19 protein-coding genes are annotated in these 21,321 nt (G+C 42.8%); all 19 read left to right on the top strand.

What is annotated here, in order from left to right:
- Positions 1-14: 14 nt before the first annotated feature.
- Positions 15-1,268, top strand: coding sequence for an RIP metalloprotease RseP (rseP, locus tag ACXADT_RS14835; RefSeq protein ID WP_270181865.1), 1,254 nt, complete (start codon positions 15-17; stop codon positions 1,266-1,268).
- 45 nt (positions 1,269-1,313) lie between these two features.
- Positions 1,314-2,933, top strand: coding sequence for a proline--tRNA ligase (locus ACXADT_RS14830; RefSeq protein WP_474831754.1), 1,620 nt, complete (start codon positions 1,314-1,316; stop codon positions 2,931-2,933).
- Between the two features lie 81 nt (positions 2,934-3,014).
- Positions 3,015-7,307 carry a PolC-type DNA polymerase III gene (locus tag ACXADT_RS14825; protein ID WP_270181867.1) on the top strand — a complete coding sequence of 1,431 codons (4,293 nt, stop codon included), beginning with the start codon at positions 3,015-3,017 and terminating at the stop codon, positions 7,305-7,307.
- Positions 7,308-7,467: 160 nt separating this feature from the next.
- Positions 7,468-7,938: a ribosome maturation factor RimP gene (gene rimP, locus ACXADT_RS14820; RefSeq protein WP_270181868.1), complete on the top strand. Its 471-nt coding sequence runs from the start codon at positions 7,468-7,470 to the stop codon at positions 7,936-7,938.
- A gap of 18 nt (positions 7,939-7,956) precedes the next feature.
- On the top strand, positions 7,957-9,063 hold the full coding sequence (nusA, locus tag ACXADT_RS14815) for a transcription termination factor NusA (RefSeq protein ID WP_270181869.1): 1,107 nt from the start codon (positions 7,957-7,959) through the stop codon (positions 9,061-9,063).
- Positions 9,064-9,086: 23 nt separating this feature from the next.
- Positions 9,087-9,347 (top strand): RNase P modulator RnpM, encoded by a 261-nt coding sequence (gene rnpM, locus ACXADT_RS14810; protein ID WP_270181870.1) that lies wholly within the window; start codon positions 9,087-9,089, stop codon positions 9,345-9,347.
- Entirely contained in the window at positions 9,344-9,646 is a 303-nt protein-coding gene (locus ACXADT_RS14805; protein ID WP_270181871.1) for a YlxQ family RNA-binding protein, read from the top strand. Before rnpM ends, ACXADT_RS14805 begins: the two co-directional genes overlap by 4 nt.
- Positions 9,647-9,661: 15 nt before the next feature.
- A complete protein-coding gene (infB, locus tag ACXADT_RS14800; RefSeq protein ID WP_270181872.1) occupies positions 9,662-11,749 on the top strand; it encodes a translation initiation factor IF-2 in 2,088 nt (695 codons plus the stop codon).
- Complete coding sequence (locus ACXADT_RS14795; protein ID WP_270181873.1) at positions 11,746-12,021, top strand: DUF503 domain-containing protein; 276 nt, start codon at positions 11,746-11,748, stop codon at positions 12,019-12,021. The genes infB and ACXADT_RS14795 overlap by 4 nt, the downstream gene beginning before the upstream one ends.
- Positions 12,022-12,040: 19 nt before the next feature.
- Entirely contained in the window at positions 12,041-12,391 is a 351-nt protein-coding gene (rbfA, locus tag ACXADT_RS14790; RefSeq protein WP_270181874.1) for a 30S ribosome-binding factor RbfA, read from the top strand.
- A 58-nt stretch (positions 12,392-12,449) separates the two neighbouring features.
- Positions 12,450-13,349: a tRNA pseudouridine(55) synthase TruB gene (truB, locus tag ACXADT_RS14785; protein WP_474812083.1), complete on the top strand. Its 900-nt coding sequence runs from the start codon at positions 12,450-12,452 to the stop codon at positions 13,347-13,349.
- Positions 13,350-13,367: 18 nt separating this feature from the next.
- The gene (gene ribF / locus ACXADT_RS14780; RefSeq protein ID WP_474812081.1) at positions 13,368-14,300 is read left to right on the top strand and encodes a bifunctional riboflavin kinase/FAD synthetase; all 933 of its coding nucleotides are present in this window, start codon (positions 13,368-13,370) and stop codon (positions 14,298-14,300) included.
- Positions 14,301-14,432: 132 nt separating this feature from the next.
- Positions 14,433-14,702 carry a 30S ribosomal protein S15 gene (rpsO, locus tag ACXADT_RS14775; protein ID WP_270181877.1) on the top strand — a complete coding sequence of 90 codons (270 nt, stop codon included), beginning with the start codon at positions 14,433-14,435 and terminating at the stop codon, positions 14,700-14,702.
- 145 nt (positions 14,703-14,847) lie between these two features.
- Positions 14,848-16,965 carry a polyribonucleotide nucleotidyltransferase gene (locus ACXADT_RS14770; protein ID WP_474831753.1) on the top strand — a complete coding sequence of 706 codons (2,118 nt, stop codon included), beginning with the start codon at positions 14,848-14,850 and terminating at the stop codon, positions 16,963-16,965.
- Between the two features lie 108 nt (positions 16,966-17,073).
- Positions 17,074-18,033: a polysaccharide deacetylase family protein gene (locus ACXADT_RS14765; protein ID WP_474831752.1), complete on the top strand. Its 960-nt coding sequence runs from the start codon at positions 17,074-17,076 to the stop codon at positions 18,031-18,033.
- 76 nt (positions 18,034-18,109) lie between these two features.
- Entirely contained in the window at positions 18,110-19,351 is a 1,242-nt protein-coding gene (locus ACXADT_RS14760) for a M16 family metallopeptidase (protein ID WP_270181880.1), read from the top strand.
- A gap of 126 nt (positions 19,352-19,477) precedes the next feature.
- A complete protein-coding gene (locus ACXADT_RS14755; RefSeq protein ID WP_270181881.1) occupies positions 19,478-19,738 on the top strand; it encodes a YlmC/YmxH family sporulation protein in 261 nt (86 codons plus the stop codon).
- Between the two features lie 88 nt (positions 19,739-19,826).
- A complete protein-coding gene (dpaA, locus tag ACXADT_RS14750) occupies positions 19,827-20,729 on the top strand; it encodes a dipicolinic acid synthetase subunit A (protein ID WP_270181882.1) in 903 nt (300 codons plus the stop codon).
- The gene (locus ACXADT_RS14745) at positions 20,726-21,319 is read left to right on the top strand and encodes a dipicolinate synthase subunit B (RefSeq protein ID WP_270181883.1); all 594 of its coding nucleotides are present in this window, start codon (positions 20,726-20,728) and stop codon (positions 21,317-21,319) included. The genes dpaA and ACXADT_RS14745 overlap by 4 nt, the downstream gene beginning before the upstream one ends.
- The last annotated feature ends 2 nt before the right edge of the window (positions 21,320-21,321 follow it).

The raw sequence follows: 21,321 nt of genomic DNA, 5'->3' as shown, positions 1-21,321 counted from the left end.
GTGGTTAAGTGGATATGAATACTGTGATTTCGATCATTATCATATTCGGAGCACTGGTCTTTTTCCATGAACTGGGTCACTTGCTCCTTGCAAAACGTGCAGGAATCCTCTGCCGTGAATTCGCGATCGGATTTGGGCCGAAGCTTTTCACGATTAAAAAAGGTGAAACGGTATATACGATAAGACTATTGCCACTTGGTGGGTTTGTTCGAATGGCCGGAGAAGATCCGGAAATGATCGAATTAAAACCCGGTCAACGCGTAGGCTTGCTATTCAATAACAAAAACAAGATAGAAAAAATCGTTATTAATCAGAAATCTGCTTACACGAACTTAAAAGAAATCACTGTTGAAGAAGCCGATTTAGAACACAAACTTTTTATAAAAGGGTACGAGGGTGAAGATGAACCAGCGGTCGTTTATCCGCTTGATGAGCAGTCACACTACGTGATGGACGGATCTGAATTTCAGATTGCTCCTTATGACCGTCAATTCGGATCAAAGTCTCTCTGGGATCGCTTCCTAGCTATTTTCGCAGGTCCCGTCATGAACTTTTTGCTTGCGATCGTGATTTTCTTCCTACTTGGTTTGCTTCAAGGAACACCTACGAATCAAGTCAATGAAGTTGTTGAAGGAAGCCCCGCTGAGCAAGCAGGTATGATGAATGGAGATGTGATCACTGAGATCAATGGAACTGAAATAACGAGCTGGGACAAAATGACCTCGATCATTCAAGATAATGCAGAAAACCAGCTAAGTTTCACCGTGGATCGTGAAGGAGAAGCAGTATCACTCTCGATAACTCCAGAAAAACAAGAGTTGACTGAGAATCAGTCGGTGGGTCGAATCGGAGTTGCACCGGCATATCAGGTGAACTTCCTCGATTCAGTTGCTTTTGGTTTTACATCTACGTATGAATTCTCTAAAGCGATCTTTGTAGGTCTAGGTCAGCTTGTAACAGGCCAGCTTTCGATCGATGCTTTTTCTGGACCAGTAGGGATCTATAGCTATACAGAAGAAGCGGCATCAAAAGGTGTGTACGTATTGATGAGATGGGCTGCTTTTCTAAGCATCAACCTAGGAATCTTTAATCTCCTGCCATTACCTGCTCTAGATGGAGGAAGATTATTGTTTATTGGGGTAGAAGCATTAAGAGGCAAGCCGATCGACCCTCAAAAAGAAAGTCTTGTACACTTTATTGGATTCTCTTTCCTCATGTTACTTATGCTCGTTGTAACATGGAATGATATTCAACGTTTCTTTTTGTAAGAAAGTAGGGGCAGATGTCCTTTTAAATGAAATGAGGTGCAGGTCATGAAACAATCGAGTTATTTTAATCCTACCCTCAGAGACAATCCAGCTGATGCCGAGATAAAAAGTCATCAGCTGCTTGTCCGAGCGGGTTTTATACGACAGAACGCAGCAGGCATTTATTCTTACCTTCCTTTAGGAAAAAAAGTATTGATGAAGATTGAAGAAGTCGTTCGAGAGGAATTGAACGAGGCTGGTGCACAGGAGCTTCTTATGCCTGCTATTCAACCAGCTGAACTATGGCAAGAAACAGGTCGATGGGATGTTTATGGACCAGAGCTTATGAGGCTTAAAGATCGTCATGACAGACCGTTCGCTCTAGGTGCAACGCATGAAGAATTGATTACGAGCCTTGTCAGAGATGAGCTAAGCTCTTATAAGCAAATGCCGGTTATTCTTTATCAAGTTCAGACGAAGTACCGAGATGAGCGTCGTCCTCGCTTTGGACTTTTAAGAGGTAGAGAGTTCATCATGAAAGATGCTTATTCTTTCCATTCATCTGAAGAGCAATTAGATGAAGCATATGATCTTATGCACAAAACCTATAGCAAAATCTTTACTAGACTCGGACTTAATTTCCGTCCTGTAGTGGCAGATTCAGGCGCAATGGGTGGAAAAGATACAGAAGAATTTATGGCTCTCTCAAGCGTTGGAGAAGACACGATCGCGTATAGCGATGAATCCGATTATGCAGCGAACATCGAGATGGCAGAAGTGAAAGTCGAATACGTTAAGCCTAGTGAAGCGGAAGAGGCTTTAGCTAAAGGTGAAAAAGAAACATCTACTGATCGTGAACTGAAAGCAACACTTTTGAATGTAAACGATGAAGAGCTACTCGTTCTTGTCAGAGGCGACCATGACCTCAATGAAATAAAAGTGAAGAACTTATTCGGTACAGACCTTGTAGAAAAAATAAATAAAGAGATCGATGTAAGAGAATTCGAAGGCACGGTCATTGCTGACAATGCGGTCAAATCGATCGTTAACGGAAGCGTTAATGGTAGTAACCCTTATCATAATGTGAACCCTGAACGTGACCTTAACATCGAACGCTATGAAGATTTAAGATTTATCCAAGAAGGCGACCCTTCTCCAGACGGAAAAGGCAGAGTGGTCTTTGCTGAAGGAATCGAAATTGGACAAGTCTTTAAATTAGGTACAAAATATAGCGAAGCGATGGGAGCGAATTATCTTAACGAGGGCGGAAAAGCTGAGCCGATCATCATGGGTTGTTATGGAATCGGGATCTCTCGTACGTTAGCAGCGATCGCAGAGCAAAGTGCGGACGAAAACGGACTCAACTGGCCGATGGGTGTCACTCCGTTCCATGTTCATCTTATTGCAGTCAATGTAAAAAATGATGATCAAAAAGAATTGTCGGACAGACTTTATGAATCGCTGCGTAAAGAGCGCTACGATGTTCTTTACGACGACCGTAAAGAGCGAGCAGGAGTGAAGTTCAAGGATGCCGATTTAATCGGAATACCACTTCGCGTTGTTGTTGGTAAAAAGGCAGCAGACGGCATCGTTGAAGTAAAACGAAGAGATACAGGTGAATCATTCGAAGTGGCTGTAGATGAATTGAATTCAGAACTACAAAAGCTCTTTGAACAATTGGGTTAAATAGTGGACAGGTGCCCTTTATTGGGTCCTGCCACCTTTTTTTTCGTTTACCCAAAGGATGTTAATAAAGGGGGTTATGACATGGATCAGGAGTTAACGGTAAGGAAGGAACGACTTCAGCTACTCCTTCAGCAAATATCGTTTCCGGATAAGTTTGAAGAATTCTTTAAAGAAGGATATATCTCGAAACTAACAGTATACAAGGAAACGAGGAAGTGGCATTTCCACTTTCATTTACCTACAATCCTACCATTTCATATATATGAACTATTTCGAAGTCGATTGGTCGATGGGTTAAAGCATATCGCTACAGTTGACTTTTCGATTACGACAGATGGTGAAGCAACTGAAGAGCTAGCTTCTAGCTACTGGGAAAACGTAGTGGAACTCATGCAGGACCACTCCGCTTCCTTAACGGCACTATTGAAGAGTCAAACACCGAGAATCAATGGAAACAAGCTGCTCGTTCACGTTCGAAACGAGACGGAAGCAGCCATCGCAAAGAAGAAGCTAACAGGCCCATTAGCAGAGTGCTATGAAGCAGCTGGCTTTCCTAAATACATGCTAGAAATCGAAGTAAAAGAATCAAAGCAAGATTACGATAAGTTTATGGAGCAGAAGCAGCAAGAAGACCACTCCAAGATGATGGAAGCATTGATTGAAAAGCAAAAAGCTGATACAGCTGAAAGCAAAGGTCAGACGCCTGATACGCTCGTTATCGGCTATAAGATCAAGGAAGATCCTGTGCCGATCGAAACCATTCAAGATGAAGAGCGGAGAATCGCTGTTCAAGGTTATGTGTTCGATGCAGAAACGAAGGAGCTTCGAAGTGGTCGTACACTCTTAACATTCAAAATTACAGATTACACGGATTCAATCTTAGTGAAGATGTTCTCTCGCGACAAAGAAGATGTGCCGATTCTTGAAGCGGTTCGAAAAGGAATTTGGGTAAAAGTGAGAGGCGGTATTCAAAACGATACGTTCGTTCGAGATCTCGTCATGATTGGAAACGACCTCACTCAAGTGACGCCGGAGCTTCGTAAAGATGAAGCACCTGAAGATGAGAAGCGTGTAGAACTGCATGCACATACACAGATGAGTCAAATGGATGCAGTGAGTTCTGTCGGTGATCTGATCAGTCAGGCTGCTAACTGGGGTCACCCTGCTATTGCGATTACGGACCATAACAACGTACAGTCGTTTCCTGATGCATACGCAGCGGGGAAGAAAAATGGCATCAAAATCCTTTACGGATTAGAAGCTGATCTTGTTGATGACGGTGTTCCTATCGCATATAACGAAGCAGATCGAGATCTTGAGTCAAGTACGTATATCGTATTTGACGTCGAGACGACAGGGTTATCTGCAGTTTATAATAAGATTATCGAGCTTGCAGCCGTTAAAGTGAAGGACGGAGAGATCGTCGATAAGTTTGAGCGATTCGCAAATCCTCATCATCCGCTATCGTCGACTACGATCGAACTTACTGGCATAACAGATGACATGGTGGAGAATGCACCTGAAATAGAGGACGTTTTAAAAGATTTTCATGAGTTTATCGGCGACGATATCCTGGTTGCTCATAACGCTAGTTTCGATATGGGATTCCTGAACGTTGGGTTCCGTAACATCGGATTAGGTGAAGCGAAAAATCCAGTTATCGATACGCTAGAGCTTGCGCGATTCCTGTTTCCAGAAATGAGAAACCACCGACTCAATACGCTTTGTAAGAAGTTTGATATCAACCTTACGCAGCACCATAGGGCGATCTATGACGCGGAAGCGACAGGCTATCTGATGTGGAAGCTTTTGAAAGATGCGCTGGAAAGAGAAATAACAAACCATAACCAGCTTAATGAGAATATGGGACAGACAGGATTCCAGCGAACAAGACCATCTCATACGATCATTCTAGCTAAAAACGATGTAGGACTAAAAAATCTTTTTAAACTTGTATCGCTTTCCCATCTCGACTACTTTTATCGGACAGCACGTATTCCAAGGTCAAAGCTTGAGAAGTATCGAGAAGGTCTATTGATCGGATCAGGGTGCGATAAAGGTGAAGTATTTGAAGGCATGATGCAAAAATCTCCTGAGGAGGTTGAGGAGATTGCAAAGTTTTACGATTATCTAGAAGTTCAGCCTCCTCAGAACTACATGCATCTTATAGAAAAAGAGCTTGTACAAGATGAAATGGCGTTAAGAGACATTATCGGAAATATCGTAAAGCTAGGAGAGAAATTAGATAAACCTGTCGTTGCGACAGGGAATGTGCATTATTTAGACCCTCAAGATCACATCTATCGTAAGGTTCTGATTAAAGCACAAGCTGGTAATCCATTGAACAGACAGACGTTGCCTCAAGTTCATTTTAGAACCACGAACGAAATGCTCGACTGCTTCCATTTCCTTGGTTCAGAGAAAGCAAAAGAAATCGTGGTTGAAAAACCGCAGCATGTCGCGAGTCTTATCGATGACATCAAGCCGATCAAGGATGATCTTTTCACGCCTAAGATCGAAGGTGCAGATGAAGAGATGAGAAAGATGAGCTATGATCGCGCTAGAAGTATTTATGGTGATGAACTACCGACGATCGTTGAGGAAAGACTAGAAAAAGAGCTAAAAAGTATTATAGGTCACGGATTTGCGGTAATCTATTTGATCTCTCAAAAGCTAGTTAAAAAATCACTGGATGACGGATATCTCGTAGGCTCACGTGGGTCAGTCGGGTCATCATTCGTAGCAACGATGACGGAAATTACAGAAGTTAACCCATTGCCGCCTCATTACGTATGTCCGACGTGTAAAGAGTCCAAATTCTTCGATGACGGTTCCGTAGGCTCAGGGTTTGACCTTCCTGATAAAGAGTGTGATACGTGCGGCGTTCCGCTCATTAAGGATGGACATGATATTCCGTTTGAAACGTTCCTAGGATTTAAAGGGGATAAAGTACCCGATATCGACTTGAACTTCTCAGGTGAATATCAGCCGAGAGCACACAATTATACGAAAGAACTCTTTGGGGAAGACAACGTCTATCGAGCGGGAACCATCGGCACTGTCGCAGAAAAAACGGCATATGGATATGTGAAAGGGTACATGGGTGATAACGACCTCCATTTCAGAGGTGCTGAAATCGACCGACTCGTAGCAGGCTGTACAGGCGTCAAACGTACATCAGGTCAGCACCCTGGCGGAATCATCGTAGTACCAGATTACATGGACATCTACGACTTTTCACCGATACAATTTCCAGCTGACGATAAAACTTCCGCTTGGAAAACAACTCATTTTGACTTCCACTCGATCCACGACAATCTCTTGAAGCTCGATATTCTAGGACACGATGATCCTACCGTGATCAGAATGCTTCAAGATTTAAGTGGAATCGACCCGAAGACGATTCCGACCGATGACGCTGAAGTGATGAAGCTATTCAGTGGCACAGAATCGCTCGGTGTTACGCAAGATCAAATCATGTGTAAAACTGGAACGTACGGCATTCCTGAATTCGGTACGCGCTTCGTTCGACAAATGCTTGAAGACACGAAACCTAGTACGTTCTCAGAACTCGTACAGATCTCTGGTCTATCACACGGCACGGATGTATGGCTTGGGAATGCACAGGAGCTCATTCAGGCCGGTACATGTTCACTTAGTGAAGTGATCGGGTGTCGTGACGATATCATGGTGTACTTGATCTATAAAGGGCTCGAACCATCCCTTGCATTTAAGATCATGGAGTTCGTTCGTAAAGGGAAAGGTCTGCAAGAGGAATGGGTCAACGAAATGAAGAAGCACGATGTGCCTGATTGGTATATCGATTCTTGCTTGAAGATCAAATACATGTTCCCAAAAGCCCATGCGGCAGCATATGTCCTTATGGCGGTGAGGATCGCTTACTTCAAAGTGCATCATCCTATTCTTTTCTATGCTGCTTACTTCACAGTAAGAGCAGATGACTTTGATATCGATACGATGGTAAAGGGATCGAACGCAATCCGAGCTAGAATTGAAGAGATCAACGAAAAGGGTCTCGATGCTTCTCCGAAAGAGAAGAACCTACTCACTGTCCTTGAGATCGCGCTTGAAATGTCAGAGAGAGGTCTTCGTATGCAGAAAGTTGACCTCTACAGATCGAAGGCAACAGAGTTTATCGTAGATGGCGATTCTCTTATTCCTCCGTTCAACTCACTACCTGGAGTGGGAACAAACGCTGCACTGAATATCGAAGCTTCAAAAGAGGATGGAGAATTCCTCTCGAAAGAAGATCTTCAACAGCGAAGTAAGATTTCAAAAACGGTCCTTGAGTATCTAGATGACCATGGCTGTCTTGAAGGGCTGCCAGATGCTAATCAGCTCAGTCTTTTCTAAAGGAAGCCGCGTTCTCTTCTTTGTTGAATTGGCTAAATGAGTATGGTATAGTAATTGTGGAAATACTAGTGAATACACACGCAGCGAAAGAGTGGGGCTAACCCACTCTTTCGTTTTCGATTGGGACCCTGCTTGACAGGATCAGAAAGGAGGACAACCAATGACTGAACATGTGATCACGGTTACAGAAGAACTAGTAAAACCAATAGCAGATGAAATGAACCTGGAACTTGTAGATGTAGAATTCACACAGGAGGGAAAGAACTGGTTTCTCCGTGTCTATATCGATTCTCCGCGGGGCGTTGATATCGAGGAATGCGGTGTTGTGAGCGAGAAATTAAGTGAGCAACTTGATAAGCAAGATCCGATCGAGCAACCATACTTCCTAGAAGTATCTTCGCCAGGTGCCGAGCGTCCACTTAAGAAACCATCCGATTTCGAGAAAGTGGTAGGTAAGCAAGTATACATTACAACCTATGAACCCATCGACGGCGAAAAGAGCTTTGAAGGTAAGCTTGTAAACTTTGATGGTGAGACGGTTGTCGTCGAGCAGAAGGTTAAAACAAGAACAATAACGGTAGAAGTACCTTATGACAAAGTGGCAAGCGCTAGGCTTGCAGTTGTTTTTTAATTAAAGGGGAGAATGAAAATGAATAGTAGTGATCTATTGGATGCACTGACCGTTCTTGAAAAGGAGAAGGGCATCAGTAAGGATATTATCGTGGAGGCAATCGAAGCAGCGTTGATCTCCGCTTATAAGCGTAATTTCCACCAGGCGCAAAATGTTAGAGTAGACTTCAATCAAGATACAGGGTCGATTCGTGTATTCGCACGTAAAGATGTTGTGGAAGAAGTTGAAGACTCCCGCTTAGAGATCTCTCTTGCAGATGCGAAGGATATGGATCCACAGTATGAAGTTGAAGATGTTGTTGAGATTGAAGTAACGCCTCGTAACTTCGGTAGAATTGCCGCTCAGACAGCGAAGCAGGTTGTCACTCAGCGAGTTCGTGAAGCTGAACGCGGCATTATTTTTAGTGAGTTTATCGAGCGTGAAGACGATATCATGACAGGTATCGTACAGCGTCAAGATCACCGCTTCATCTATGTTGACCTCGGTAGGATCGAAGCCCTTCTTCCAACTGGCGAACAGATGCCGAACGAAACATACAAATCGCATGATAGAATAAAAGTGTATGTTACAAAAGTTGAAAAAACGACAAAAGGACCACAGGTGATGGTTTCACGTACACACCCTGGTCTTTTGAAGCGTCTCTTCGAGCTTGAAGTACCAGAAATCTACGATGGTACTGTAGAAGTGAAGTCGATCTCCCGCGAAGCAGGCGATCGTTCAAAGATCTCTGTTCATGCAGAAGATCCTGAAATCGATCCGGTTGGCTCTTGTGTAGGCCAGCGTGGACAGCGAGTACAGGCGATCGTGAACGAATTGAAAGGCGAGAAAATCGATATCGTCCGCTGGTCAGAAGATATCGTTGAATACGTAGCAAACGCTCTAAGTCCTTCAAAAGTACTTAAAGTGAATGTTGATGAAGAGAATAAGATGACTCAGGTGATCGTACCTGATTATCAACTATCTCTAGCGATTGGAAAACGTGGTCAGAATGCACGTCTTGCTGCGAAACTAACAGGCTGGAAAATTGATATTAAGAGTCAGTCAGAAGCGGAAGAAGAAGGCATTTATACTGAAGATGACACTCCGCTCTTCGAAGAGGAAGAAACTGACTACGATAACGAATAGTAGGATCAGGAGAGGTGTCCATCGTGAAAAACCGTAAGATTCCGATGCGTAAGTGTGTAGCCTGTCAGGAAATGAAGCCAAAGAAAGAACTAGTACGCGTTGTCAGGTCTAAAGAAGGAGAAATAGCGATTGACCCGACTGGAAAGATGAACGGCCGTGGGGCATACCTCTGCAATAGTGAAGAGTGTTTTAAACTAGCTAGAAAAAAGAACGCACTCTCTGCACATCTTAAAGCAGAAGTTACAGATGACGTTTATCTCCATCTTGAAGAGTTACGTTCATGAGAGGAAATTGGGAATCACTTCTGGGACTTGCTCAACGTGCAGGCAAACTCGTATCGGGTGAAGAATTAGTAGTTAAGGAAATCCGACGAAAACATGCGAGACTCGTACTGTTAGCGGATGACGCATCCGACAATACAAAGAAGAAAATTACAGATAAAGCAACTACTTATGGAATCCCAGTATGTATTGTAGCAGGACGCTATGAACTCGGGCATGCGATCGGTAAAGCACAGCGAGTGACGATAGCCGTCACTGATGAAGGATTTGCAAAGAAACTTTTTGCTATTCTTGATCAATAACTCGGGGGTGAACGTATGAGTAAGATGCGAATTTATGAATATGCAAAGGAACACAATACAACAAGTAAGGATGTTATCGAAAAGTTAAAAAGCATGAATATAAAAGTCACGAATCACATGTCTGTGATCGACGATTCAACAGTGGAGAAGCTTAATAGCAATTCGAAACAATCCAAAAAGGGAAGCGACAAAAACAGTATGGAAAATAAAAACAACAGAAATAACCCAAAAGCAAACTCAAACCAAAAGAGCAACACAAATAAACCAAACAATGCACGTCGTGGTGGCAGACGCCCAAATCGTCGTGGCAAAGGACAACCACCTAAGAACACTGCAGCTCCAAGAAGATTGCCTGAAAAGGTAACGTTCATCGGTTCATTGACGGTTGGACAGCTTGCAGAGAAGCTTGGTAAAGATGCTTCTGAGATCATCAAGAAGCTTATGGGTCTTGGTGTAATGGCAACGATCAACCAGGAGCTCGATAAAGATACAATGGAACTTATTTGTGACGATTATGGCGTAAAAGTAGAAGAAGAAGAAATCTTTGAAATTACAGACCTTGATAATTATACAAAAGAAGATGATAGCGAGAAGCTTGTGGAGCGTCCTGCTGTCGTAACAATCATGGGTCACGTTGACCACGGTAAAACAACTCTACTAGATAGCATCCGTAACACGAAGGTAACGCAAGGTGAAGCTGGCGGAATCACACAGCACATCGGTGCTTACCAAATCGATAACAAAGACAAAAAGATCACTTTCTTAGATACACCTGGTCACGCAGCATTTACAACAATGCGTGCACGTGGTGCGAAAGTTACAGATATCGCAATCATCGTAGTAGCGGCAGATGACGGTATTATGCCTCAGACTGTCGAAGCGATTAACCATGCGAAAGCTGCAGAGGTGCCAATTATCGTTGCAGTTAATAAGATGGATAAAGAAGGTGCAAATCCTGACCGTGTCCTTCAGGAACTTACTGAGTATGAGCTAGTTCCAGAAGCATGGGGTGGAGACACGATCACTGTTAATCTTTCTGCGATCAAAGGGGAAGGAATCGATGAGCTCCTTGAAATGATCGTTCTAGTTTCTGAAGTAGAAGAATTCAAAGCGAACCCTGATAAGTTAGCTTCTGGATCTGTTATTGAAGCTCAGCTAGACAAAGGTCGTGGTGCAGTTGCAACACTTCTCGTACAAGAAGGTACGTTAAAAGTTGGAGATCCTGTCGTTGTCGGTAATACGTTCGGACGTGTGCGTGCAATGGTCAACGACCTTGGTAAGCGCGTGAAAACAGCTGAACCATCTACACCGGTTGAAATAACTGGACTTAGTGATGTTCCTCAAGCTGGAGACCGCTTCGTGGCATTTGAAGATGAAAAGCAGGCTCGCCAAGTAGGTGAAGCGCGTGCACAGCAACAAATTGAAGCACAGCGTAAAGAGTCTTCTAAGATGAATCTTGACGATCTATTTGAGAAGATCCAACAAGGTGATGTGAAAGACATCAACATCATCATTAAAGCAGATGTGCAAGGTTCCGTCGAAGCACTTGCAGGTTCTCTCAAGAAGATCGAAGTTGAAGGTGTTAAGATCAACATCATTCATACAGGTGTAGGTGCGATCACTGAATCTGACATCATCCTTGCTTCTGCTTCGAATGCGATCATTATCGGCTTCAGTGTACGTCCTGATAACAATGCGAAGAAAGTTGCAGATGCAGAGCAAGTTGATATTCGTCTTCACCGCGTAATTTATACAGCGATCGAAGAAATTGAATCAGCGATGAAAGGGATGCTTGATCCTGTCTATGAAGAAAAGGTCATCGGTCAAGCTGAAGTTCGTGAAACGTTCAAAGTTTCTAAAGTTGGTACGATCGCAGGTTCTTACGTGATTGAAGGTAAGATCACTAGAAACTCTGGCGTACGAGTAATCCGTGACGGCATCGTCGTTTTCGAAGGTGAAGTCGATACCTTGAAGCGTTTCAAAGATGATGCAAAAGAAGTTGCGAAAGGCTATGAGTGTGGTATTACACTTGCGAAGTTCAACGATGTGAAGGAAGGCGACATCATTGAAGCATTCGTAATGGAGGAAGTAAAACCTAAGTGATCGGCTACATTGAGTGCGAATGCATAATCTATGATGCGCAGTCACTTAAACAGAAAAGATCAGTGCTACAGTCGGTGATAAGCCGGCTGAAGCACTATAATTTAGCAGTTTCTGAGCTTGATAATCAGGATTTGTGGCAACGAACTGTGATAGGAATCGTAACGACTGCTTCTAGCAAGACAGCCTGTGAGCGGGAATTACAGAGAGCTATCGCATTGATCGATTCAAATCCTGACATTGAGCTTACCCGAACAACTTATGAATGGCTTTAGGAAGAAATGAGGTGTAACGATGAGCAATGTTCGCGCGCACCGCGTAGGTGAACAGATGAAGAAAGAACTTGGGGATATCATCAGCAGAAAGATAAAAGATCCTCGTGTAGGTTTCGTTACAGTAACAGCTGTTGAGGTTACAAACGACCTTCAACAAGCAACAGTATTCATTACTGTTTTAGGTGATGAAGAGAAGAAAGATGCTACTCTTAACGGTCTTGCAAAAGCGACAGGTTTTATTCGCTCAGAAATCGGAAAGAGAATTCGTCTTCGCAAAACACCTGAAATTTATTTCGAATTCGATGAATCCATCGATTACGGTAATAAAATAGAGAGACTTCTTGCGGATTTAAATCAATCTGATGAATAGAGAACGTTAGGATAGGCAGGAATGTCTATCCTTTCTCTATGTTTAGAAAGGAGGAAAAGTGATGGAAGGGATCTTACCATTAAAAAAACCTGCTGGGATGACGTCACATGACTGCGTTGCGAAAGTACGCAAAATTCTTATGACTAAGAAGGTAGGGCATACAGGAACGCTCGATCCTGCAGTTACGGGAGTGTTGCCGCTCTGTATTGGAAGAGCAACAAAGGTTGCACAGTATATGACGGATTTCTCTAAAACTTATGAAGCTGTTATTACTCTTGGCTATTCGACTTCTACTGAAGACGCAACTGGAGAGAAGATTGAAGAAAAAAGCATAACGACGAATTTCGAACCTAAGGAAATCACGTCTACTCTAGAAGCCTTCAAAGGAGAAATTGAACAAGTTCCACCGATGTATTCAGCGGTTAAAGTGAACGGAAAGCGACTGTACGAATATGCATTTGAAGGAAAAGTAGTCGAACGACCTTCACGTCATGTCACGATTCATGAAATCGAACGAACCGGAGAAATCGTCTATAAGGACGGTACAGTGGATATCCCTGTTCGAGTCGTATGTAGTAAAGGAACGTATATCAGAACGCTTGCTGTCGATATCGGAGCTTCCTTAGGATATCCGGCTCATATGTCATCATTAGTCAGGACTGCTTCTGGCCCATTTAAGCTCGAAGAATGTTTGACATTTGATGAGATTACACAGATGATAGAAGAAGAAACGTTAAGACTTTTTCCCCTGGAATATGCCCTTTCTTCTATGCCTTCTCTTACGGTAGACAAAGAGATGGAAGCGAAGCTACAAAATGGTTCGGTACTGCCTGAAGTTGAAGAGATGACAGATGAGCGACTCGTTATGTATAGTGAAGAAGGTAAAGCCATCGCCATTTATCAGAAACACCCAGAAAAGCCAGGGCTTATGAAACCTGAAAAAGTGTTCTCGAGATGAAGTTAGAAGGTGAAAGCTATGAAAACAATTTATTTATCTCATCCGCATTTTATTGAATCGAATAAACCATCTGTCATGGCGCTCGGGTATTTTGATGGGATTCACCGAGGTCATCAAAAGGTGATATCTACAGCGAAGAAAATCGCAGAGGAAAAAGGCGTTGCTTCCTCAGTCATGACGTTTTACCCTCATCCATCAGTCGTTCTTGGCAAGTCATCACCTCAAGTTGAAGCGATCACGCCGCTTGATGAGAAGATCGACCTGATCGACGAGATGGGAATCGACGTACTATATATTGTAAAGTTCGATACAACCATCGCAGGATTGACGCCACAGCAATTCGTTGATGACTATATCATCAATCTATCAGTGGTTCATGTCGTAGCTGGATTCGATTTTACATATGGCAGTAAAGGCAGAGGAACGATGGAGTCGATGCCATTCCATGCGCGTAATAAATTCGACCAGACGGTTATTGAAAAAGTGTCAAAGGATGATGAAAAAGTGAGCTCTACTCTAATCCGCTCTTATATTCGAGAAGGCGCAGTAGAAAACATCGAAGAAGTCTTAGGTCGTAGGTACGTGATTTCTGGGAATGTAATCAAAGGTGATCAGCGAGGCAGGACGATCGGATTTCCTACAGCAAACATTCAGCTTGATAACGAATACCTTGTTCCTGCAACTGGTGTATATGCTGTAAGGCTGAAACACGATGGCCAGTGGAGAAATGGCGTTTGCAACATAGGCTATAAACCTACTTTTTATGATGATGCACCAGACAAACCTTCTATAGAAGTTCATGTTTTTGATTTCGAAGAAGATTTGTATGGAAAAGAAGTTTCAGTCGAGTTTTACAAGAAGATACGTGGTGAAGTGAAATTTCCATCCGTTGACGCATTGATCGAACAGATTGGGAAAGATGCAGATCTCGCAAGAAAAATCCTAGAATAGATTCCTCTTGCATTTTACTACAAAAACATGTAGTCTAATATCTGTACGATATGTACACAACCTTTACTGGGCAATCGACTCTCCGACGTTTGCGCGGTAACAGGGGATTAAGAATTGAAGGAGGTGAAAAGGATGGCAATCACACAAGAGCGTAAGCAAGAGCTTATCACTAAGTTCAAAACTCACGAGAATGATACTGGTTCTCCAGAAGTTCAAATCGCTGTCCTAACTGAGGAAATTAACAATTTGAACGGTCATCTTCGTTTCCACAAGAAAGACCACCACTCTCGTCGCGGTCTTCTAAAGATGGTTGGTAAACGTCGTAACCTACTAACGTACCTTCGTAACAAGGACGTTACTCGTTACCGTGAACTAATCAAAGAACTTGGTCTACGTAGATAATGAGTTAAAAAGCGGGATTCTTTCCCGCTTTTTTATTAGGTTTAAAATACATAGATTTCGTCCTTTCTTTTTAGAAGATAAAAGGTTAGGGTATAATGTATACTAAAAGAAATGATTTTATAGGATGAGAGGAGTTCTCACAGTAATGGCACAAGATAAGCAAGTGTTTTCGATCGAGTGGGCTGGCCGCCAGCTGACTGTAGAAATCGGTCAATTGGCTAAACAGGCGAGCGGTGCAGCCATGATTCGTTATGGCGATACAGCTGTACTATCAACAGTAACAGGTTCGAAGGAACCAAAGGACCTTCCATTCTTCCCACTTACAGTTAACTATGAAGAAAGACTATATGCAGTCGGTAAGATTCCAGGAGGTTTCATTAAACGTGAAGGCCGTCCTAGTGAAAAGGCAATCTTAGCAAGCAGATTGATCGACCGCCCAATTCGTCCATTGTTCCCAGATGGTTTCCGTAATGAGGTACAGGTCGTAAGTACTGTAATGAGCGTTGATCAAGACTGCTCTTCTGAAATGGCAGCGATGTTCGGCTCATCTCTTTCTTTAGGTATCAGTGATCTACCATTCGATGGACCAATCGCTGGAGTTGTAATCGGACGCATCAACGGAGAGTTTGTCGTAAACCCTGGAGTTGAGCAGCTTGAAGAAAGTGATATCAACTTAACGGTTGCAGGAACAAAAGAAGCGATCAACATGGTAGAAGCAGGTGCAGATGAAGTTCCTGAAGAAACGATGCTTGAAGCGATCTTATTCGGACATCAGGAAATCAAACGCCTGATTACGTTCCAAGAAGAAATTATTGAAGCTTGCGGAAAAGAAAAGCGTGAAGTCGTTCTGAAAAAAGCTGATGAAACGCTTGAAGCTGAACTTAGCGAAAAGTTTCTAGCTGACGTTAAAGAGGCAGTAAAAGTAGTTGAAAAGCATGCACGTCAAGAAGCGATCGATGAAGTAATGAATCGTGCTGTCGAAGCTTACGAAGACAATGAAGAAGTTCCTGAAGGTGAAGTAAGTTCGATCATGAATAGCTTCGTAAAACAGGAAGTTCGTCGCTTGATTCTTAAGGATAAAGTGAGACCTGATGGACGTGGTGTGGATGAAATTCGTCCACTAAACTCAGAAGTTGGCATTCTTCCAAGAACACACGGATCTGGATTGTTCACTAGAGGACAAACGCAAGCACTAAGTATTTGTACGCTAGGAGCACTCGGTGATGTTCAAATCTTAGATGGTCTAGGAACAGAAGAATCCAAACGTTTCATGCATCATTATAACTTCCCTAAGTTCAGTGTTGGTGAAACTGGACCTATGAGAGGACCTGGTCGTCGTGAAATTGGACACGGTGCGCTAGGTGAGCGTGCGCTTGAACCTGCTATCCCAACTGAAAAAGACTTCCCATACACAATCCGTCTTGTTTCAGAAGTTCTTGAATCAAACGGATCTACATCTCAAGCAAGTATCTGCGCAAGTACACTTGCTATGATGGATGCGGGTGTACCGATTAAAGCACCTGTCGCTGGAATTGCAATGGGATTAGTAAGTGACGGAGAAGACGTAACCGTTCTGACTGATATTCAAGGCATGGAAGACGCACTAGGCGATATGGACTTTAAAGTTGCCGGAACGAAGCAAGGTGTAACGGCACTTCAAATGGATATCAAGATTTCAGGTATCAACGAAGATATCCTTCGTCAAGCACTTGAACAAGCTAGAAAAGGGCGTTTAGATATCCTTGAGAACATGATGAGTGCGATCAGCGAGCCACGTACTGAGCTATCTGCATATGCTCCGAAGATCTTAACGATGTCCATCAAGCCAGATAAGATTCGTGACGTGATCGGGCCAAGCGGGAAGATCATCAACAAGATTATCGAGGAAACAAACGTCAAGATCGATATCGAACAAGATGGTTCGATCTTCATCTCATCAACTGATCAAGAAATGAACGCAAAAGCGAAGAAGATCATCGAAGATCTTGTAAGAGAAGTAGAAGTAGGCGCAACTTACCTTGGTAAAGTTAAGCGTGTTGAGAAATTCGGCGCGTTTGTTGAACTTTTCCAAGGAAAAGAAGGTCTCGTTCATATTTCTGAGCTCGCTGAAGAGCGTACGAACAAGGTTGAAGACGTTGTATCGATCGGCGATGAAGTAATGGTTAAAGTAAAAGAGATCGACAAGCAGGGACGCGTTAACCTTTCTCGCAAAGCATTATTGAAAGAAGCGCGTGAAAGAGAAGAACAAAGTCAACAAAGCTAAGAATTCGGCTCAGCCGAATTCTTTTTTTATTTCAATTTAGTTTCTTTTCACACTAGTTCTAGGGCTTGCCTTTTTCACATAACCTTTGTACAAAAGGGGGTCATGTTGATGAAGAAAACCTGGATACACATTGTTGTATTTGTGATCATTCTGGCAATGACAGCAGAAACCATTCAAAACCCCTACACAACGATGTACTTAACTTCTCTAAAAGAGGAAGCAATCATGGTGAGTGGCAGTAACTCACTACATAATGAGATTTTAGAAGCGAAAGAAAAATACGATATAAAGCCGGTAAATGCCGTCGTCGATCGGGTATGGAAAGGCATTCCTGGGTACAATGGAGTAGAGGTAGAAGTAAAAGCATCTCTTGAAAAAATGCAAGGGAAGAAGTTTGACGAAGCGATGTTAGTTAAAAAAGAAATCGAGCCTGAAATCCAGCTAGAAGACCTAAAACCAGCACCTGTCTATAAAGGGAACCCAAACAAACCGATGGTGGCCTTGATGATCAACGTCGCATGGGGAGAAGAATTTTTACCAGACATGTTGAAGCATCTAAAGAAACATAATGTGCATGCTACATTTTTTCTGGATGGTTCCTGGGCTAAGAAAAATTCGGATCTTGTTCGAATGATTCATGAAGAAGGGCATGAAATAGGGAATCACGCTTATTCACATCCAGATTTGAAGCAAATGAATGATGCTGCTATTCGTAAGGAGCTCGAAGATACTAATAAAGTGATCGAAGCAGCAATCGATCAAAAGCCTGTCGTGTTCGCACCACCTAGTGGAAGCTACGCTTACAATAGCGTAGAAATCGCACATAAGCTCGGTATGCAAACGGTACTGTGGAGTGTTGACACGGTGGACTGGAAAAAACCATCACCTCATGTGATTACACAGAGAGTTCTTCAAAAGGTTCATGCAGGTGCTTTAGTTCTAATGCACCCTACAGAGCCAACAGAAAAAAGCTTGGAAGCAATGGTTAGGGGAATTAAAGATCGAGGCTATCACTTAGGTACGGTATCTCAAGTTTTGGATTCAAAACGAGTTTCGAAGATTCCATAAAATTGTTTCCAATCTGTTTTAATGATATAGTGTTTTTGGAACAGAATGACTAGGTTACATTACAGGAGGAACAAGCTTGATTAACAAAGTAACTTGTAAAAATGGAGTAAGAGTAGTATTAGAAAATATTCCGACCGTTCGATCAGTAGCTATAGGAATCTGGATCGGTACTGGATCTCGTTTTGAACCTAAAGAACTTAATGGAGTTTCTCACTTTCTTGAGCATATGTTTTTTAAAGGCACTGACAAGCGAAACGCAAAGGAAATTGCTGAATCATTCGATAGCATCGGTGGACAGGTGAACGCGTTCACTTCAAAAGAATACACGTGCTATTATGCGAAGGTTCTCGATGATCATTCTGAATATGCGTTAGATGTGCTAAGCGATATGTTTTTCAATTCACAGTTTGAAGCATCTGAGCTCGCGAAAGAGAAAAACGTTGTTTATGAGGAAATTAAGATGTATGAAGACACTCCTGATGACATCGTACACGATATTCTTAGTCAGGCGAGTTATGGGGACCACGAACTTGCGATGCCTATTCTAGGAACAGAAGAAACGTTAAAAGGATTCTCAGGCGACACGCTTCGAGAGTATATGCAAACTCATTACACACCTGACAACATCGTGATCTCGATCGCTGGTAATGTGGACAAATCGTTCATGGAAAAAGTGGAGAGAGCGTTCGAGAACTGGGAGACACCTGCAGGAAAACCAGAAGTTCAAGCACCGACGTTTGAACCTGGTCATATCGCTAGAAAGAAAGAAACAGAGCAGGCACATCTTTGTCTAGGGTATAAAGGGCTTCCGTTCGGAACAGACGACATCTATAGCTTGATCGTCATGAACAATGTGTTAGGCGGTAGCATGAGTAGTCGACTTTTCCAAGAAGTACGTGAAGAACAGGGTCTAGCTTACTCTGTGTTCTCCTATCACTCTGCATACCAAGATAGCGGGTTGCTAACGATTTATGCAGGTACAGCTCAAAATCAGCTAGATCGTCTTTACGAAACGATTCAGAACACGCTTTCTCAGTTCAAACAAGAAGGCATCACGACGAAAGAGCTTCAGAACTGTAAAGAACAGTTAAAAGGTAACTTGATGCTCAGCTTAGAAAGTACAAATAGTAGAATGAGCCGTAACGGTAAGAATGAACTTCTGCTAAATCAACATCGCACGCTTGATGATATCATTAAAAACATTGAAAACGTTGACCACGAAAAAGTGAACAACATGGTTCAGGCAACGTTTACAGATGATTTCTCTTCTTCTTTAATCAGTCCGAACGGATTGTTTCCAAAAGGCATGGAGAAGTGATTAGAAGCTGTCGAGTTTAACTCGGCAGCTTTTTTTCTGTCATCTGAAATCGACTCGTTTATCACGTCTTCTACATTCGCCTCAAACATAGACTATGGTAAGGATATCGTTCAGGGAGGGCTTCGAATGAGACTTAGTCAGTTGAGTGGAAAAGAGCTTGTGGACGTTGAAAAGGGGAAAAGGCTCGGCGTACTCGGGCAAACAGATTTACTATTCGATGAAACAAACGGATCTTTGAAGGCGCTGATCATCCCAAAAACATCATGGGGAGGACTAAAACGGACGGAAAACGCGATATCGATCCCTTGGGAAAATATTCAAACAATCGGTCGAGATATGATCATTGTTCAAAATAAAAATGAAGGTAAAATTGAGCAAGATCGATAATTCACCAAGCGGGCATCAACCACATAGAATGTTGAGAAATTACAATAAATCCCCGTAGGTAGACGTGGAAAAAGAAAGGGGAGGAACGATGCTAACGAATCAACATATCGCAGTAATCGGCGGTGATGCCCGCCAGCTTGAAATCATTCGAAAGTTAACAGAGATGAACGCTGATTTATTTTTGATCGGCTTTGACCAGTTAGATCATGGATTCACTGGAGCAACAAAGTGCTCGGTCGATGAAGTAGACCTTACGAAGCTCGATGCCATTGTCCTTCCAGTTGCCGGAACCAATATGGAAGGTGAAGTCGATAGTATTTTTTCTAATGAAAAAGTCGTATTGACTGCAGAGCACTTCAGTAAAACTCCTTCACACTGCGTTGTTTATAGTGGTATTAGTAATAGCCACCTCGAAGGGATGGCTATGAAAGCGTCAAGAAAACTCGTAAAATTATTCGAACGAGATGATATTGCAATATACAATTCGATTCCTACTGTAGAAGGAACGATCATGATGGTCATTCAGCATACTGATATTACGATCCACCAATCGAACATCGCTGTACTTGGACTTGGAAGGGTCGGGATGTCAGTAGCGCGATCATTCGATGCTCTCGGTGCAAACGTAAGCGTTGGAGCAAGAAAACCCGAACACCTTGCGAGAATAACGGAAATGGGGTTAAAACCGTTTCATTTATCATCGCTCGCTACTGAAGTTGCGAACATCGATGTGTGCATCAATACCGTTCCAGCTCAAATCGTTACGTCAGAGGTCATTTCCAAAATGCCGTCTCATACTCTGATTATCGATCTAGCATCCAAACCAGGCGGAACAGATTTTCGATTCGCAGAAAAACGGGGGATCAAAGCGCTATTAGCTCCAGGACTACCGGGAATTGTCGCTCCAAAAACAGCTGGGAAAATCATAGCCGGAGTATTGACGCAGCTGCTTATTGAACAGCTTAAAGAAGGGGAGGAAAAGAATCCATGAGTTTGAAAGGAAAACACATTGGATTTGGTTTGACAGGATCTCATTGTACGTACGACGCTGTTGTTCCACAGATAGAAGAACTCGTGCAGTTAGGGGCGAAGGTAACGCCCTTTGTTTCTCATACCGTCACATCGACAAATACACGTTTTGGAGATGGAGAAGACTGGGTTTCTAAAATTGTAGAAATTACCGGTAATGAAGCGGTGGATTCGATTGTGAAAGCTGAGCCATTCGGTCCTAGGACTCCGTTAGATTGTATGGTAATTGCTCCGATTACGGGCAATTCCATCAGTAAATTTGCGAATGCTATGACAGACTCTCCTGTATTGATGGGAGCAAAAGCAACGTTAAGGAATGAGAAGCCAGTTGTTCTTGGAATTTCAACCAATGATGGACTCGGCTTGAATGGAACAAACATCCTTAGATTGATGTCGACTAAAAATATTTATTTCATTCCTTTTGGTCAAGATGATCCTGTTAAGAAACCAAATTCCCTTGTCGCAAGAATGACCTCACTGACTGAGACGATTGAGAATGCCATGAATGGAAAACAGTATCAGCCTGTCTTAGTCGAACGTTATTTAGATTAAAG

This window comes from Anaerobacillus sp. ABR4_321, assembly GCF_056158505.1.
Note: the sequence above shows the minus strand (reverse complement) of the source record. Positions and strands in the feature narration are given on the sequence as shown.